Source organism: Actinomadura rugatobispora, assembly GCF_042656285.1.
Taxonomy (GTDB): domain Bacteria; phylum Actinomycetota; class Actinomycetes; order Streptosporangiales; family Streptosporangiaceae; genus Spirillospora; species Spirillospora rugatobispora.
In genome coordinates, this window is sequence record NZ_JBHSON010000027.1 from 1 (window position 1) to 15,423 (window position 15,423).

Consider the following 15,423-nt stretch of genomic DNA (forward strand, 5'->3'; position numbering starts at 1 on the left):
GGTGCTGGCACTGACCGCAGCGATCTGGCACAACGACCACACCGGCCAACAGGTCAAACGATCACTCACCGCTTTTGATCACTGACCGCACCCAAACCCCTTGGAATCAACCGTCTAGACGCGGCCCCGGTCAGCCGTATCCCGCTCCGTCTCCGGCTCGGTCTCGCGCGCCTCGACGCGTCCTGAGGCGTCGGCGAGGTATCCGCTCAGGGCTCTGCGCGCCCGCTCCAGGTTGTCCATGTGCTCGTCGATCGAGGCGAGTTCGCGGTGCAGCGTGGCCATCAGTTCCGGGCACGGATCGAACGTCGGCCTGGTCCCCTGCGCGCACGGCAGGATGCTCCTGATCGCCCCGGTGTTCAGGCCCGCGCCGAGCAGCGCCCTGATCTGCCTGACCTGGAGCACGACCTCGTCGCCGTACTCGCGGTACCCGTTCGGCGAGCGCTCCGCCTCGATCAGGCCCTGCTCCTCGTAGTAGCGGAGCAGCCGGTGGTTCACGCCGGTACGCCGGGCCAGTTCCCCGATGCGCATCGTCCCGCCCCTGTCCGTCGCGGTTGAACACTCACATGCGTGTGAGACTTTATCCGGTCACCCTCCGGTTCATCCGATGACGGGTACCGGCAGTCCCTGGGCGAGATCGAGCACGACCCGCTCGCCCAGAGGGCGGGACAGGGAGATCACTTCCCGCCGGAGCGTTCCGGCGGGCGCGCAGGCGACGCCCTCGACGGGCTCGCGCCGGGGACGCGCCTGGACGATCGCCACCACCGCGGTCTCGCCCTCCACCACGCGTGCCCGGTATTCGGCCGAGCACGGCCCCTCCCCGGGAGGCGCCCCGATGTACTGGACGGTCATAGAGGACCCCTGCGTCGGCGCCTCCACCCTGGAAACAGGGGCGTAAACACCGCCGCCGGGCTGGAAACGAGGCTTGAGGGCCTCGGGCTCCAGTCGCGGATCGGTGGCCTTGAGCGCCAGCCGTACCGGGGTGCCTTCCAGGTCGAGCATCCACACGGGCACCGAGGCCCTTCCATGCGCCGTCTCCATGGGCGCCGACCGCAACCGCGCCCCGGTCACCTCCAGCGCGGGAACCCCGCAGTCCTGCGACTCACAGAAAGAGGACCGTGCCGTGGAGATCGCATCGGCCGCCGAGACGACAGGCACGTCCAGGCTGAATCCGTCCTCCCACAGGACCGGCTGCCGTTCCGGTAGGACGTCCGTGACAGCGCGCGGCGCCACGCGCAGGTGCCCCGACCTCACGGCGCGCCCTATCTCCTCCTGCCGCTGCACGGAGGGATCGCGCCCGTACAGCACCGACGTCCCGACGACAGGCGGCACCGTCCTGGGGCGTACGGGCACGAAGGTGCGCTTCGCAACGGGATGCCGCGCCTGCCAGGCGGAGATGACCTCGCGAGCGCGCGCTTCCAGGAGAGCGGTGTCGCGTGGCTTCGGTTCCCCGTAAGCCCCTTCGCCACGCCACTCCACCACGACGACCGCCGCCAGCAGCGACAGCACCAGCATCATCACCGGCACGTAGGCGGGCCTCAGGAACCAGCGGCGCTCGGGCATGGGCCTTGGACGCTCCCGTGCCCGCCCTGGTTCAGGTGGCGGGGCCTATGGCGACGGGGACGCCGTTGAGGTGCGCCATCCCCGCGAGTGGTTCGAGGTCGTCGGCCCTGGGTGAGGCCAGCACGTTGACGTTCACGCCACCGGCCGCGTTGGCCCGCTTCCAACCGCCGCCCTCGTGTCCCCAGCCGTGCGGTACGGCGACCGTTCCGGGCGACATCTCGTCGGTGACGACGACCGGGACTTCGACCGTCCCGTGCTCGGAGGCGATCCGGCACGGCTGCCCGTCCTGGAGGCCGTACTCGGCGGCGTCCTTGGGGTGGACGCGTGCCGCGTGCGCGCGCTTGCCCCGCATCAGGGCGGGGGCGTTGTGCATCCAGGAGTTGTGCGAACGCAGCTCGCGCAGGCCGATGAGGCGCAGCGGGTACTCCGGCGGCGGTTCCGGGGCCGCGGCCAGCCGTTCGATCTCGGCGACGATCTCGGGCGGGTCCAGGTGCACCAGCTTGTCCTTGTGCAGGATCCTGCGGCGCAGCGTGCCCGTCCGCTGGTGCTCGGCCAGGACGATCCCGTGCGGGTTGGCGCGCAGCTTCCGGAGGCTGAGCCCGCCCCTGCGCAGCCCGAACCAGTCGCCGCGCGGCCCGGTGCGCAGCAGCAGGTCGACCATCAGGCGGGGCGAGGGGCGCACGCCCATCCGGTACGCGAGCCGCTGCGCGCCGACCGCGCCCAGCGCCAGCCCCATCCGGCGGGCCAGCTCGTCGATGATCTCCCACTCCTGGCGGGCCTCGCCGCGCGGCGCCACGACCGGCTCGGTCCAGGTCACGTACGGGGTGAGGTGGTTCTGCAGGAACGGCAGCGGGAGGTCCTCGCGCTCCAGGAACGTGGTCGCCGGCAGTACGTAGTCGGCCTTGCGCCCGGTGTCGGTGACGTACAGGTCGATGCAGACCAGCAGGTCGAGTTCCTCCAGCGCGGACTCCAGCGCGGCGGTCCCCGGCACGGTCCGCAGCGGGTTCCCGGCGGAGACCAGCAGCGCCCGCAGCCGTCCCGGCCCGGGGGTGGTGATCTCCTCGGCCATCACCCCGGCGGGGAAGGTGCCCAGCACGTCGGGGTAGCCGCCGACCCGCGACCTGGTCCGGCCGTAGGTGGCCAGCCCGGACAGGCGGAGGATCTCGTCCACGCGCAGCGGCGCGGCGCCGAAGATGCCGCCGCCTGGGCGGTCGAGGTTGCCCGTCACGAACGTCACCGCGTCGATGAGGAACGCGGTGAGCGTGCCGTACCGGCCCAGGCAGGTGCCGGTGCGGCCGTAGACGACGGCGTGTTCCGCGGCGGCCAGGTCGCGCGCGAGGGCCCGCGCCGTCTCGGCCGGGACGCCGCTGCGCGCCGCGGTGTCCTCGGGTGGGAAGGCGGCGGCGAGGCGGCGCAGCGTCTCCGTCCCCCGCGCCCGGACGCCGTCGTCCCGCCGGTCCTCCAGCCCCTCCGCGAAGATCACGTTCAGCAGGGAGAGCAGCAGCCAGGCGTCGCCGTCGGGCGCCACCGGCAGGTGCTCGTGGGCGCGGGCGGTCTCGGTGCGCCGCGGGTCGGCGACCACGACCCGGCCGCCGCGCCGCGTGATCGCCGCCAGCTCCTCCTTGATGCGCGGCGCGGTGATGATGCTGCCGTGCGAGACGAGCGGGTTGGCGCCGAGCATCAGCAGCAGGTCGGTGCGCTTGAGGTCGGGGATGGGGACCAGCGCGGGCGAGCCGTACAGCAGCGCGCTCGCCGCGAACCGGTTGTTGACGTCCTGCGACCCGGCCGAGTAGAGGTGCGGCGACTTCAGCGCGGCCATGAAGGAGTTCAGCCACAGCGGGTGGCTGTAGGAGAAGGTCGCGGGATTGCCGAAGTACCAGCCGATGGCCTCGCCGCCGTGGTCGGACCGGATGCGGCGCAGCCTCGCCGCGATGTCGGTGAGGGCCTCGTCCCAGGTCACCCGTTCGAACTCGCCGTCGGGACGGCGCCGCAGCGGGTGGACGACGCGGTCGGGGTCGTTCTGGACCTCGGTCATGGCGATGCCCTTGGGGCAGGCGAAGCCCTTGGACAGCGGGTGCTCGCGGTCGGACCGGATCTGGAGCAGCGCACCGTCCTCGACGGTGGCCTCCAGCCCGCACAGCGGTTCACAGATACGACAGTAAGTGGTCGCTTGCGTCGTGCCCATGGCCCGATTGTGCACCATGCCGTTGCTGAGGTCATAGTCGGATCTCAGCAATCCGTGCGTTTCTGCACGGAAGGTCCTTAACGGTGTCACCACAGCCCGAGTTGGGTCGTGGTGTCCTGATGAAGGTCTCGCGGTTCCTTCCGACGCATGGTCGGTTTTGCGCCACCTGCCCGCCCCGCCGGGCCTTTGCGGGCCTGGCGGGTGGCGCGGGTCTTCTGGTCGGCTCCACGCGGTTTCGGCACGCTGGGGGTGCCCCGGTCTCCGGCCACTCCGGTACCGGTCATGCTGGCCGACGCGAGATCGGCAAGGTTGCGGGCCGCGTTCTCGTCCCGGTCGATGACGAGGCCGCAGGCGTCGCAGGAGAACACTCGGACATGCAGGGGCAGCTTGGCTTTCACCGTCTTGCATGAGGAGCAGGTCTTCGAGGATGGGTACCAACGCGAGACGACCATGGTCGGGCAGGCGTTGCGCTGGCCTTTGTAGGTGAACTGGCGGCGGATCTCTCCAAAGCCGGCCTGGGCGATCTTGCGGGCAAGGCGCCGGTTGCGGAGCATTCCGGCGACGTTGAGGTCTTCGACCACGACGGTGCCGTACTCGGCGCGCACGCTGGTGGTGAGCTTGTGCAGGGCGTCTTCGCGGAGGTTCGCCACCCGGTGGTGGACCTTGTTGCGTTCGGCGTTGGCCTTGCGCCAGCGGTTCGACGGCTCCTGTCGGGTCGTCTTGCCGGTGGCCGGGTCGTAGACGGCCGGGCCCTGGCGGCGGGAGACGCGCCGCGAGAGACGCCGCAAGCGCTTCTGCTCGCCCTCATAGTGCTTGGGGTTGTCGGCGTAGCGGATCTCTCCGGCGCTGTCGGCCATGACCGCGAGTACCTTCACCCCGAGGTCGATACCCACGGCCACGCTGGGCCGGGCAACCTTGGTGATCTCCCGCTTGGTCTCGACCTGGAAGGAGACGAACCAGCGGCCTCGCTCGTGCCGGACGGTCGCCGACAGGATGCGGGCGGTGCTGTCGCTGATACGGGCGAGGAGCTTGGTGGTCGGTTCGTGGGTGCGGATCGTGCCCAGCACGGGCAGCGTCACATGCCGGTCGTCGGCAACGCGGATGCTGCCGGTGGTGAACCGGCACGCGAGGCGCGCTTTGTGCTTGCGCTTGTAGCGGGGCATGCCCATACGGGCACCGCGGCGTTTGCCGTTCTTTGACCTCGCGTAGTTGTCGAACGCGGCAGCGGCGTTCGCCAGGCCGGTGTTGTATGCCTCCTTGGAGTTCTCCTCCCACCAGCCGGCATAGCGGTGGTCGGTCTTCTTGACCTGGTTGAACTCCTTGCGCAGCGCGGGCAGCGACCACGGTCGCCACGGCGTCAGCTCCTCCTCGGCGATCCCGTAGGTGGCTTCGGCCTTGCGCTGCCACCACGAGGCCGACACCCACCCGACAGCCCAGTTGTAGGCGGCCCTGGCGGCACCGCAGTGCGATCGCAGCGCGGCCTCCTGGGTCGCGTTCGGGTCCAGGGCGAACTTGTACGCCTGGACCACGAAACCGGGCTGCGGACAGAACTTCTTCACGCGGGGCAGTCCCCCCGGTGCACGATCCACGTCGAGTGGTCGTATGGGTTGATGCCAGCCCAGCGCAGGGCGGCAATATCAAGATCGCTGAGGAGTACAGGGTCACCGAGGTCGCCGCAGGTGTCGCTGTGGGCGCGGCACATCTCCTTCGAGGCACGCAACGCCATGTCCTGCGCGATCAGCTCGGCATCCGGATTTCGGAAGTGCTTCGCCCTCTTGAGGAGGAGCTTGGTGACCTTTTCGGTCAGGTTGAGCATGCGGTGCTCGTACTCAATGTCACGCTGGCGCTCGCGGTGTTCCTGCTCGGCCTTCGCGGAGGCGGCGGCGGCCAGTACGGCTATGCCCTCCCCGGGTGCGGTCTCCGGATGATCACGCCAGGATCGCGCCTCGGTGTGAGTGAGCGGCTTCTCTCGTCCGGCCTGGCGCAGCGCTTCGGCGATGACGTGGCGCTTAACCCCGAGGATGTTGGAGGCGTCCGCCGGGCACAGGTATCGGTCCGTGCCCGGCTGGGGCGGCTGGCGCTTCTTCTTGGGCATTACTGGTCTTCCTTCGAGGTTGCTGCGGCGATGGCGCGGGCGGCGCGGTTCTTCGCGGCCCGTTGCCCGTACAGGCGGGCGCACATGGAGGTGAGAACGTCCGTCATGTCTTTGACCAGGTCGTCGGTGGTCTCTTCGGGATCGAGGATCACTAGCTCACGTCCCGTCGCAGACAGGGCGGCTTGCAGGTGCTCGACGCCGAACCGGGCCAGCCGGTCACGATGCTCGACCACGATCACGGACGTCTTGGGGTCGGCGAGCACACGATGCAGCTTGCGGCGCTTGCCATTCAGACCAGATCCGATCTCGGTGACAACCTCGCCCACGGGCAGCCCGCGCTTACCGGCTTCGGTCACCACCCGGGCAACCTGCCGGTCAAGGTCCGGCTTCTGATCGGCCGAGGAGACTCGGCAGTACGCGACCACATGGCCGGAAACCTGCTTGCGGGACTCCTCCACGATCCATGTACCGGACGGGGCCTGGCGAACGGGGACGGGCATCTTGCCGTTCTTCACCCACCGCCAGGCGGTCTGATAGCTCACGCCCTGCTGACGTGCCCACTCCGAAAGCTTCACCCGATCATGATATACGACTGCAAGTGACTAGATTTGCCCATAGAATATGGAGCAGTGTCGGCCCCCCGCCTCTGCCCAGCGGGCCCGGAACAAGGCCGGGCGTCAGGTGATCACGTAGCGGTCGTAGCCGAGCCGCGCCAGCTCCTCGTGCGCCGCCCAGGCCGCCTCCGGGACGGGCATCGGCACCTGGAAGCCGCGCTCGGCGTACACGGCCATGCGCTGCAGATCCCCGACCATGAGCTCCAGGAACCGCCGCGCGTCCCCCTCCAGGTACGTCTCGTACGACACCTCCGGCGCGGAGGTCCGCCAGTCGACGCCCGGCCACTGCCGCGCCGCCGTGGCCAGGGAGCGCCTGGTCATGTAGGGCTTGGCCACGAGGATCCCGCGCTCGACCGGCACACCGCGCGCGGCGAGCAGGGCCCGCGTGGCGGTGATGTTCTCCCCGGTGTTGGCCGCCGTCTCCTCCAGCAGCACCGCGTCGCCGGGCACGCCGTGCTCGCGCACCACCCGCGCGAACACCCGCGCCTCCGTCTCCGCCCAGCCCTCGGTGACCTTGCCCCTGCCGCCGGAGACCACGACCAAAGGCGCCCACCCCTCGTGCCACAGCCGCGCGGCCTGCACCGCGACCCGCGGGTCGTGGCAGCCCATGGCCAGGATGACCTGGCTCGGCGCCATCGGCATGACGAACACCAGGTGGTCCCAAACCAGCCGCCCCAGCTCCCGGACCTCCGGCCAAGGAGCGGAAAACTTCGCGGCATCGCTCTCCCCCGCGTGCGGCATGTCGTTGCCCTTCCGAAACATCCGGCTAGTAGCTTTCAACTACTTTGCTCCTTACGAAAGGCTCTTACGGAAAGGACAGCTGTGTGATCGCGGCCCTCGTCCTCGCCTCCGTGGCGGCGCTGCTCGCCCTGAGCCTGCCACGCCTGCTCCCGCGTTCCCGGGGAACCCGCCGAGCACGGCCGGCGCACGCCGACGCCGACCTCGCGGACGCGCCGGACGCCGTCCACGCCGAGCCGGTCTCTGCGCCGCCGTGCGTCCAGGCCGACACCGGCCCCGGCCCCTACCCGGAGTCGCTGACCGCCGAACTCGACCCCTGGGACGAGGAGTACCTCGCCTTCCTCGCCGACGCCCTGTGGCCGGAGGACGAGTACCTCGACATGGAGCACACCCTCGACTTCGACGGCGAAGGGGAGACGGGGCCCGGCAAGTACCACTGACGCCCCTATCCTCTTTCCCGTGGACTGGGTGGAGCGAATACTGCGGATCCGTCAGCACACCCAGCACGGTGTGCGCGCCCCGCACAAGCCCCTGCTCCTGCTCCTCGCACTCGCGCGCTTCCAGCGGGACGGCGACCGCCCCATCCCGTTCTCCGCCGCCGAGGAACCGCTGGGCAGACTCCTCACGGAGTTCGGGCCGCCGCGCTCCACGAGCCCCGGCTACCCGTTCCACCACCTCACCAACGACGACAAGATCTGGGTGGTGGAAACGCCCGACGGCACGGGCAGCCCCGGCTCCGGCCTCAGCAAGCTGCGCCGGCCCGGCGTGCAGGGCCGCCTCCACCCCGACCTGGCGCACGCGCTCACCGCCGACCCGTCCCTTGTGGGGCAACTGGCCCGCGCCCTGCTGGAGGCCAACTTCGAGCCGTCCCTCCACGACGACATCTGCCAGGAGGCCGGCCTGGACCTGGAGGGCATCGACCTGCCCGCCCCCACCGAGCGGCTCCTTCCACCGCGCGACCCGCGCTTCCGCATGCGGGTCTTGGAGGCGTACGAGTACTGCTGCGCCTTCTGCGGCTACGAAGGATGGCTCAACGGTACGGCCGTGGGCCTGGACGCGGCCCATCTCCAATGGAGGTCCTACGGCGGCCCCGACCAGGTCGACAACGGCCTGTGCCTGTGCACCCTGCACCACCGGCTCCTGGACCGCGGCGTGCTGGGCATGACGCAGGACCGCACGGTCGCCGTCTCCCGGAAGTTCATCGGCCGCACGGCCGCCACCCTGAAGCTCGTGCACGAACTGTCGGGACGTCCCGTCAGCGAACCGCAGTCGGGCCTGCCGACCCCGAACGCGCTCCACATCGACTGGCACACCGCGCAGGTCTTCCGCTCCCCCGCCCGCGAACCCGCCGCCGCCTGAACTGCCTCGGCGTTCAGGCGGTGGTCTCGGTCAGGGTGTGCAGAGTGAGGAGCAGTTCCGAGGCGCTCACCGGGTCGAGGTCGCCGAAGCACACCAGGTCGTCCAGGCCGTCGGCGCGGGCGATCCGGACGGACCGGACCGTCTGCAGGCCGGCCTCGCCCGGATTCCACGCCGGGATTCCGGGGCTGACCTCGATGGTGACCGTCCGGCCGGCGTCGGGGACCTCCCAGTGGAACCACGGCTGCATGCCCCCGTCCGCCGAGCCGCCGCGCACCCACCCCCGGCGTTCCAGGCCCAGCACCGCGCCCACCCCGGCGTCGAGACCCTCGAACCGCTCCAGCAGCTCGGCCTCCCGCTCCGGTGCGGTGAACGCGTAGGTGCCGCGGCCGAGCTGCGGGAACGGCTGCACGATCTCGTAGTCGGCGAACGTGCGGCCCCAGTCGTCCAGCTCGTCCCCCAGGTCCACCGGATGCGCGACGCCGACGAGGCCCGACTCCGGCAGCGTCAGGACGTCGTCGTCCGCGTCGGCGAAGGTGCGGTCCTCGGCGACGCGGAACGCGGTGACCTTCCCGCCGTCCTCGTGCAGCCAGACCAGCCGCCGCACGACATGCCACATGAGGGGGTGGCCGGCCAGGAGCTCCTGGAAGTCGCGGGGCTCCCAGCGGCGCCGGTCGGCCATCGCCCGCTCCATGCGGCGGATCTGCGCGGTGGCGAGCGTGCGGACGTCCTTCTTCAGCCCGCCGAACCTCTGGTGGGCGGCGGGCGCCAGCGCGGGATCGTCCTTGACGCCCGGCTTGGGCAGGGTCTTGCGCGCCACGCCCTTCTCGTCGAACACCTGCGGCCTGAGCTGCTCGTCGAAGCCCACCGTGAAACGGCGCGGCCCGTAGTCGAGCGTCATGCTGCCGTCGGCGTCCAGACCGAAGTCGGGCACCAGCCGGTCGGCGAGCTGGTCGCGGGTGAGCCCGCGCTCCTCCGCCACCTGGTCGAGCAGCTTGCGGGCCCTCCGCTTGATGGCCTTGGGCTTGACGTTCTCGGCGACGGAGTTGAGCTGCATCATCGCGACATCGGTCCCCATGGCGGCGAGGACGGTCAGCGCGTTCTGCGGGAGCTTGACGCCGTCTCGCCAGGCCGCGGACCGGACCATCGTGCCGATCCTGCGGGCCGTCGCGTCGTCGCCGGTCCAGCGGAGCTGGGACAGCGGCCAGCCGTTGTCACCGACCTCGCCGGAGGTCCGCCAGAGGTCGAACAGGGCCCAGCCGAACGCGGCCAGCGACACCGGGTCGCACGCCTCCAGGGCGTCCCTGACGTTCGCCGCGGGCGCACGACGCGGGCCCGTCTTGGACAGCGCGGCGATCAGGCGGGCGGCGGCGTCCGCCGGTAGGGACTTGCCGCGCCCGCGCAGCAGCAGTTGCGGCAGCATCCCGGGCGCCGCCCAGGCAGGCGGTTCCGGGGCCTGTCCCGAGGTCAGCGCCTTGGGCAGGTCGCCGGCGGCGGCCTCCTCCACCCTCCCCTCCCGCGCCTTTCCCACGGCCGACCGGACCTGCTCGGGCAGCTCGCCGGCGGCCAGCTCGGGCCAGGCCCGCAGGTGCTCGTCCAGCAGGGACACCGCCACCCGCGCCGACTCCGAGTCCCCCGCCGCGACCGGCCCCAGGACGCGCAGCGCCCGCCTCGGGAAACGCCCCATCATCGTCACCACGGCGGGCCGGACGTCCTTCTGGTGGAGCCGTTCGGCCACCAAGCCGAACGCCTCATCGGTGGGCAGCACGGCGAGCGCGTCGAGGAACATCTTGCGGAGTTTCACGTCGGTCTCGTCGTCGAGGGAGTCCGCGAGCGCGGGCGCGATGGCCGTGCCGACGCCCTCGACCGCCGTGGCGAGCAGGCCCGTGAGAAAGCCGTGGTTCTGCTCGTAGTACTCGTACTCCCAGATCGCCCCGAGTCGTGCCCCCTGCTCCATCGAGCCGAGCGCGCACCAGAGCAGCCATTTGGCGCGCGAGGACTGCTCCGGGTCCGCCAGGCACTCCTCGACCCAGTCCTGCCGCGTCGGAACCAGGTAGGACACCAGGGCCCTCTGCAGCGGGTGCCGCCGGTGGCCCGCAAGCCGTTCCACCGCTTCGGCGTACTCGGCGTCGCCGGCCACGGCCAGCAGGGACCGGATCCTCTTCCCGGCTCCGCCGAGCGCCCAGTGGACGAAGTTGGGCTCCCACCTGCCGCCTTGCCAGATGTCGCCGTCGAGCATGTACGACTCGGTCCCGATCCGCCGATCGAGGTCGACCCCGTCGACCTCCACGCAGGCGCAGGCGGCGAAGGCGAGCCCGTGCTCGACGACCCAGGCGTCGATCCACGGAGCCTGCGACGGCTGGCGACCCGCGTAGGTCAACAGGGTTTCGAGTCGCGCGACCACCGCCGCTCCCCGCGGGTCCAGCTCGCCTCGCAGGTACGCCCGCGCCGCCTCGACGGGCCGGTCGGCGTTGCGGTGCTCCTCGCCGAGGATGCGCTCGATGGCCGGGCGCACCGCCTCCAGCCGCTCCCGCACCCGGCCAAGCTCGGACGCGTCCACCACAGCCTCAGGCACAGGAGGCAGCCCTCCGCGGCGCGGGTGCAGCGCCTCACGCAGGACGTCGGGGAACACCAGGACGCTCTCGTCCGGCAGTCGATCGCTCATGCCTGATCACGTTAGAGGAGCCGTCCGACAGAGTCCGGTTCACCCCGAAATCGGCGCCTGGCACCTTACCTGGGAGACAGTGTCGGTTACCAAAGCGCGACCGCCGCGCCCAGGACCGTCACCGCCACCAGCGCACCATAAAGTCATTCCCTCATTACGGCGACGGACCCGGTCCGATTACACACCTCCCTTAAGGGACGGCCATCGCAACTCGGCGGACAAGGCGACCCCACATCACCATCCGGCTCGGTTCTTCCCACCCGTTCTCGCTCGTCAGCAAGGGCCGAAACCGACTGCACACCACCGCTTGACGTCCGACCGGCGAAAGTTAGCGTCGAATCCGACCCCAGCGGATCACGCCGATCCGGCGGTACCATCACGCCATTTTCGGACTCCGGAAACGGATCGGCACGATGGCCTTCGGAGGACCGTTCATGAATGGCCCCTCAGCCCCGCCGGCCCCCTTCCCCTTCCACCGGGCCAACGCGTTCGACCCGGCCCCCGAGTTCGCCGCGTTCCGGGAGGGGCCGCCCTGCCGGGTGTCGCTGCCGGACGGCACCGAGCACTGGCTGGTGTCGCGCCACGCCGACGTCCGGGAGGCCCTCGCCCATCCGGGCCTCAGCGCCGACGACCAGCACCCCGCCTTCCCCAGGATGTTCCCGCTGCCCCCGGTCCCGGGGGCGCTGTCGTTCCTGCGCATGGACGATCCCGACCACGGGCGGCTGCGGCGCGCGCTGGCCGCCGAGTTCACCGTCCGGCGCACCAACCGGCTCCGCCCCGGCATCACCGAGACCGTCGACGCCCTCCTCGACACGATGGCGGCCGCCTCCCCGCCGGCCGACCTGGTGGAGCACTTCGCGCTCCCGCTGCCCTCCCTGGTGATCTGCGGGCTGCTCGGCGTGCCGTACGCCGACCGCGAGTTCTTCCAGTCCCGCAGTGTCGCGTCCCTGTCCCTCACCCTCAGCGACGAGGAGACGGGCGCGGCCTTCGGCGAGCTGGCCGGCTACCTCGACCGGCTGGTCTCCGACAAGGAGCACGAACCGACCGACGACCTGCTGGGACGCACGGTGGCACGGGTCGCCGACGGCGCGCTCGGGCACGACGAGCTGGTCTCGATCGCCCGGCTGCTGCTCGTCGCCGGACACGAGACCACCGCGAGCATGATCGGCCTCGGGACCCTGGCGCTGCTGAACCGTCCCGACCAGCTCGCCCTCCTGCGCGACGACCCCGGCCTGATCCCCCAGGCCGTCGAGGAACTGCTGCGCTACCTGACGGTCGTCCAGCGCGGCACGGCCAGGGTCACGACCGAACCCGTCCGGCTCGGCGGGGTCGCGATCCCGGCCGGGGAGGGCGTCATCATCGCCCTGCCTGCCGCGAACCGCGACCCGGACCGCTACTCCGACCCCGACGCCCTGAACCTGACGCGCTCCGCGCAGCACCACGTCGCGTTCGGTTTCGGCATGCACCAGTGCATCGGGCAGACCCTCGCGCGCGTGGAGATGGAGATCGCGTTCACCAGGCTGCTGGACCGGTTCCCGAACTTGTCCCTGGCCTGCGATCCCGCCGAACTCCGGTTCCGCGAGTCGATCATCTACGGCGTCCAGCGGCTCCCGGTCGCCTGGTGAACGCGCGGCTCGTGGCCGACCACGCCGCCTGCCGCGGGGCGGGCCAGTGCGCGTTCAACGCCCCCGACCTCTTCGACCAGGACGAGGAGGAAGGGCTGGTGCTCGTCCTCCAGCCCTTCCCCACCGCCGACCAGACGGCGTCCGCACGAACCGCCGTCGCCGCCTGCCCCAACGCCGCCATCGCCCTGATCGAAAACGACTAGCGCTGCAGGGCCAGCGCGCGCCGCGCCGCCGAGTTCACCGCGGGCAGGTAGCCGTTCGCGTGCCCGCGGGCGGTCGGGTGGTAGGAGTCGCCGATCGGATAGGTCACCGAGTTGAGCCAGCCGTCGCCCGAGCACAGCTCGTGCCCGGAGAACTCGTCCCGCACGTCGGAGAACACGAACCCGGCCCGCGCGACCGCCTTCTCGATCGAGGTGTTCAGCGTGTCGGCGGCGCGGTTGAGCACGGTCCGCTTGGTCTGGTTGAGGCCGACGCAGCCCGCGCTGTTCGGGATGTAAAGACGCGGGTACCCGAGCACGACCACGCGAGCCGAAGAAGCCCTGGACCGGATCGATCCGTACACCGAGTCGAGCCGTCCGGGGAGCGTGTTCTGCATGTACGTCTCGGCGTTCTTCACCGCGGTCTCGCAGTTGGCCGTGGACTGGAGCACGCACGTCTCCATCACCTTCGCGAACCCGGCGTCATTACCGCCCACCGTGATCGTGACCAGCGTCGTCGTGGACGTCAGCGAACCCAGCTGCCCGCTGGCCACGCTCGCGGTCGTGGCGCCCGAGCATGCCGCGAACGTGAACGAGTCGGGCGACTTGGCCGCCGCCCACAGCCGCGGATAGGCGTTGGCACTGCGGTTGCAGGCGCCCGCCCCGGGGTCGTAACTCCCCGCCCCCGTCCCGGACGAGTAGGAGTCGCCGAGCGCCACATAGTGCGTGGCCGCCGCGGACGCCGACCCGGCGGCCACGAAGGAACAGGCGGTGAACATCAGTGAACCCAGAGTGATCACGCCGAGGCGGGAGGCATGCATTCCTGACTCCGTTACTGGAAGGGGTGGGGGCGAGCGAGATGTCTCGGACCACTTATACCCCGAGCGCCTTTCCGCGAAGCCACGACGTGATCACCCGTTTTCGTCAGACTTCGCCATTGAAATCCCTTTTATTGGGGCAACCCCCAGATCACCGTGATCCGCACGGCCGAGACAACGGCCGGATGTTCAACCGCCGGTAAACGACCGTTCCTTTTCGGCCGTCCAAGTCTCGGCGGCACGAGCGAAACCCCGCAGCTCCGCGATCATTCGCGCCCGCCCTCAGGACTTCTCAGCAACGCCCATGGAGCATGCCAGTGAGCCCCGCGAGGATTCGTCCCCTCACCTCCCGCGACCCCGAGCGCGTCGGCGGCCACCGGCTGCTCGGCCGCCTGGGCGAAGGCGGCCAGGGCGTCGTCCACCTCGCCGCCGCAGCCGGTGAACACGTCGCGATCAAGCTCCTCCACGAGCGCGCGGGCTCCCACGCGACCTTCCTCAAAGAGACGACCACCGCCCGCAAGGTCGCGCCCTTCTGCACGGCCCGGATCCTGGACGTGGGCAAGGAGGCCGGGACGCCGTTCGTCGTCACGGAGTTCATCGACGGCCCGTCCCTGCGTGAACGCGTCGAGGAGGGCGGCGCCCTCGCCGGCCCCGAGCTCTACCGGCTCGTCGTCGGCACCGCCACCGCGCTGGCCGCCATCCACATGGCCGGCGTGGTGCACCGCGACTTCAAGCCGGGCAACGTCCTGCTCGGCCCCGACGGCCCCCGCGTCATCGACTTCGGCGTAGCCAGAACGCTCGACGCGACCCTCACCGCGACCAGCTCGGTCATCGGCACACCCTCGTACATGGCGCCGGAGCAACTTGTCGGGAAGCCGGTCACGCCGGCCGCCGACGTCTTCGCCTGGGGCGCCACCCTCGCCTACGCGGCCAACGGCCCCGGCCCACTCCGAACCCTGCTCGCCCAGTGCCTGCACAAGGACCCGACGCGCCGTCCCGCCAGCAGGGCGATCCTGCTCCACCTCCTAGAGGCGGCGTCGTTCACAGCGGAAGGAGGAATGACCCAGAGCACCGACGCCTTCGAAGCCACCGGACGGCTGCACTTCAATCCTGGGGCGGGCACCAACTACGACGTGACCGTACGCAACCCCTCGGGGGACATGAGCGAGTCGTACAACCAACGCGTCATCCTGGTCGGCAACAACGGCTACTTCCGCAACCAGGCCAAGACGCCTTATCCCGCGGGCCCGAACGCAGGCCGCACCGACCCGCACATCTGGATGGCCATGCAAGCCCGCTGGGTGACCTCGCCGTACAACATCCTGGCGCTGCTGAGAAACACGACCTCGCTGCGGACAACCCCGTCTCCACGTTCTACAAGAACCTCGGCGGAGGGGCCAGCACGATCACCTACACCCTCGTGGTCACCCGCGACCACCTCCCCCTCCGCCTGGACATCGACATCTGGACGCGGATCACCCCCGAGGAGACCTTCCACTCCCTCTACTCGGCCACGTACCGCGACTGGGGCAGCAGCGGCGCCATCACCAGCGCCTTCTGAGTAAGTTCG

The 15,423-nt window shown here is 70.6% G+C and carries 14 protein-coding genes; 5 read left to right on the forward strand and 9 right to left on the reverse strand.

Annotated elements, in window-relative coordinates; translation table 11 throughout:
• Nucleotides 1–114: 114 nt before the first annotated feature.
• From ACFPZN_RS20175 to ACFPZN_RS20205, 7 genes are all read right to left on the reverse strand, one after another.
• Nucleotides 115–528, reverse strand: a complete 414-nt coding sequence (locus tag ACFPZN_RS20175; protein WP_378283584.1) for a MerR family transcriptional regulator — start codon at nt 526–528, stop codon at nt 115–117.
• Between the two features lie 69 nt (nt 529–597).
• Nucleotides 598–1,560, reverse strand: a complete 963-nt coding sequence (locus tag ACFPZN_RS20180; protein WP_378283585.1) for a hypothetical protein — start codon at nt 1,558–1,560, stop codon at nt 598–600.
• A gap of 31 nt (nt 1,561–1,591) precedes the next feature.
• Nucleotides 1,592–3,745 carry a molybdopterin-dependent oxidoreductase gene (locus ACFPZN_RS20185; protein ID WP_378283586.1) on the reverse strand — a complete coding sequence of 718 codons (2,154 nt, stop codon included), beginning with the start codon at nt 3,743–3,745 and terminating at the stop codon, nt 1,592–1,594.
• Nucleotides 3,746–3,831: 86 nt separating this feature from the next.
• Nucleotides 3,832–5,304: an IS607 family element RNA-guided endonuclease TnpB gene (gene tnpB, locus ACFPZN_RS20190; protein WP_378283587.1), complete on the reverse strand. Its 1,473-nt coding sequence runs from the start codon at nt 5,302–5,304 to the stop codon at nt 3,832–3,834.
• Nucleotides 5,301–5,840, reverse strand: a complete 540-nt coding sequence (locus ACFPZN_RS20195) for a hypothetical protein (protein ID WP_378283588.1) — start codon at nt 5,838–5,840, stop codon at nt 5,301–5,303. The genes tnpB and ACFPZN_RS20195 overlap by 4 nt, the downstream gene beginning before the upstream one ends.
• Entirely contained in the window at nt 5,840–6,415 is a 576-nt protein-coding gene (locus ACFPZN_RS20200; RefSeq protein ID WP_378283589.1) for an IS607 family transposase, read from the reverse strand. Before ACFPZN_RS20200 ends, ACFPZN_RS20195 begins: the two co-directional genes overlap by 1 nt.
• A gap of 102 nt (nt 6,416–6,517) precedes the next feature.
• Nucleotides 6,518–7,195: a YdcF family protein gene (locus ACFPZN_RS20205; protein WP_378283590.1), complete on the reverse strand. Its 678-nt coding sequence runs from the start codon at nt 7,193–7,195 to the stop codon at nt 6,518–6,520.
• Nucleotides 7,196–7,278: 83 nt separating this feature from the next.
• On the opposite strand from ACFPZN_RS20205, the gene ACFPZN_RS20210 reads away from it, so the two are divergent.
• Both ACFPZN_RS20210 and ACFPZN_RS20215 read left to right on the forward strand, forming a co-directional pair.
• Nucleotides 7,279–7,632: a hypothetical protein gene (locus tag ACFPZN_RS20210; protein WP_378283591.1), complete on the forward strand. Its 354-nt coding sequence runs from the start codon at nt 7,279–7,281 to the stop codon at nt 7,630–7,632.
• Between the two features lie 19 nt (nt 7,633–7,651).
• Nucleotides 7,652–8,551 (forward strand): phosphorothioated DNA-binding restriction endonuclease, encoded by a 900-nt coding sequence (locus ACFPZN_RS20215; RefSeq protein ID WP_378283592.1) that lies wholly within the window; start codon nt 7,652–7,654, stop codon nt 8,549–8,551.
• A gap of 13 nt (nt 8,552–8,564) precedes the next feature.
• On the opposite strand, the gene ACFPZN_RS20220 is transcribed toward ACFPZN_RS20215, so the two are convergent.
• The gene (locus tag ACFPZN_RS20220) at nt 8,565–11,213 is read right to left on the reverse strand and encodes a DUF4132 domain-containing protein (RefSeq protein ID WP_378283593.1); all 2,649 of its coding nucleotides are present in this window, start codon (nt 11,211–11,213) and stop codon (nt 8,565–8,567) included.
• A 434-nt stretch (nt 11,214–11,647) separates the two neighbouring features.
• Here ACFPZN_RS20220 and ACFPZN_RS20225 point away from each other — a divergent pair, with 434 nt between their 5' ends.
• Nucleotides 11,648–12,838 carry a cytochrome P450 gene (locus ACFPZN_RS20225; RefSeq protein WP_378283594.1) on the forward strand — a complete coding sequence of 397 codons (1,191 nt, stop codon included), beginning with the start codon at nt 11,648–11,650 and terminating at the stop codon, nt 12,836–12,838.
• Entirely contained in the window at nt 12,835–13,041 is a 207-nt protein-coding gene (locus tag ACFPZN_RS20230; RefSeq protein ID WP_378283595.1) for a ferredoxin, read from the forward strand. The genes ACFPZN_RS20225 and ACFPZN_RS20230 overlap by 4 nt, the downstream gene beginning before the upstream one ends.
• Here the strand turns inward: ACFPZN_RS20230 and ACFPZN_RS20235 are convergent.
• Nucleotides 13,038–13,856 (reverse strand): SGNH/GDSL hydrolase family protein, encoded by an 819-nt coding sequence (locus tag ACFPZN_RS20235; protein ID WP_378283596.1) that lies wholly within the window; start codon nt 13,854–13,856, stop codon nt 13,038–13,040. The genes ACFPZN_RS20230 and ACFPZN_RS20235 overlap by 4 nt on opposite strands.
• Before the next feature lie 314 nt (nt 13,857–14,170).
• On the opposite strand from ACFPZN_RS20235, the gene ACFPZN_RS20240 reads away from it, so the two are divergent.
• Nucleotides 14,171–15,418 carry a serine/threonine-protein kinase gene (locus ACFPZN_RS20240; RefSeq protein WP_378283597.1) on the forward strand — a complete coding sequence of 416 codons (1,248 nt, stop codon included), beginning with the start codon at nt 14,171–14,173 and terminating at the stop codon, nt 15,416–15,418.
• Nucleotides 15,419–15,423 lie beyond the last annotated feature (5 nt).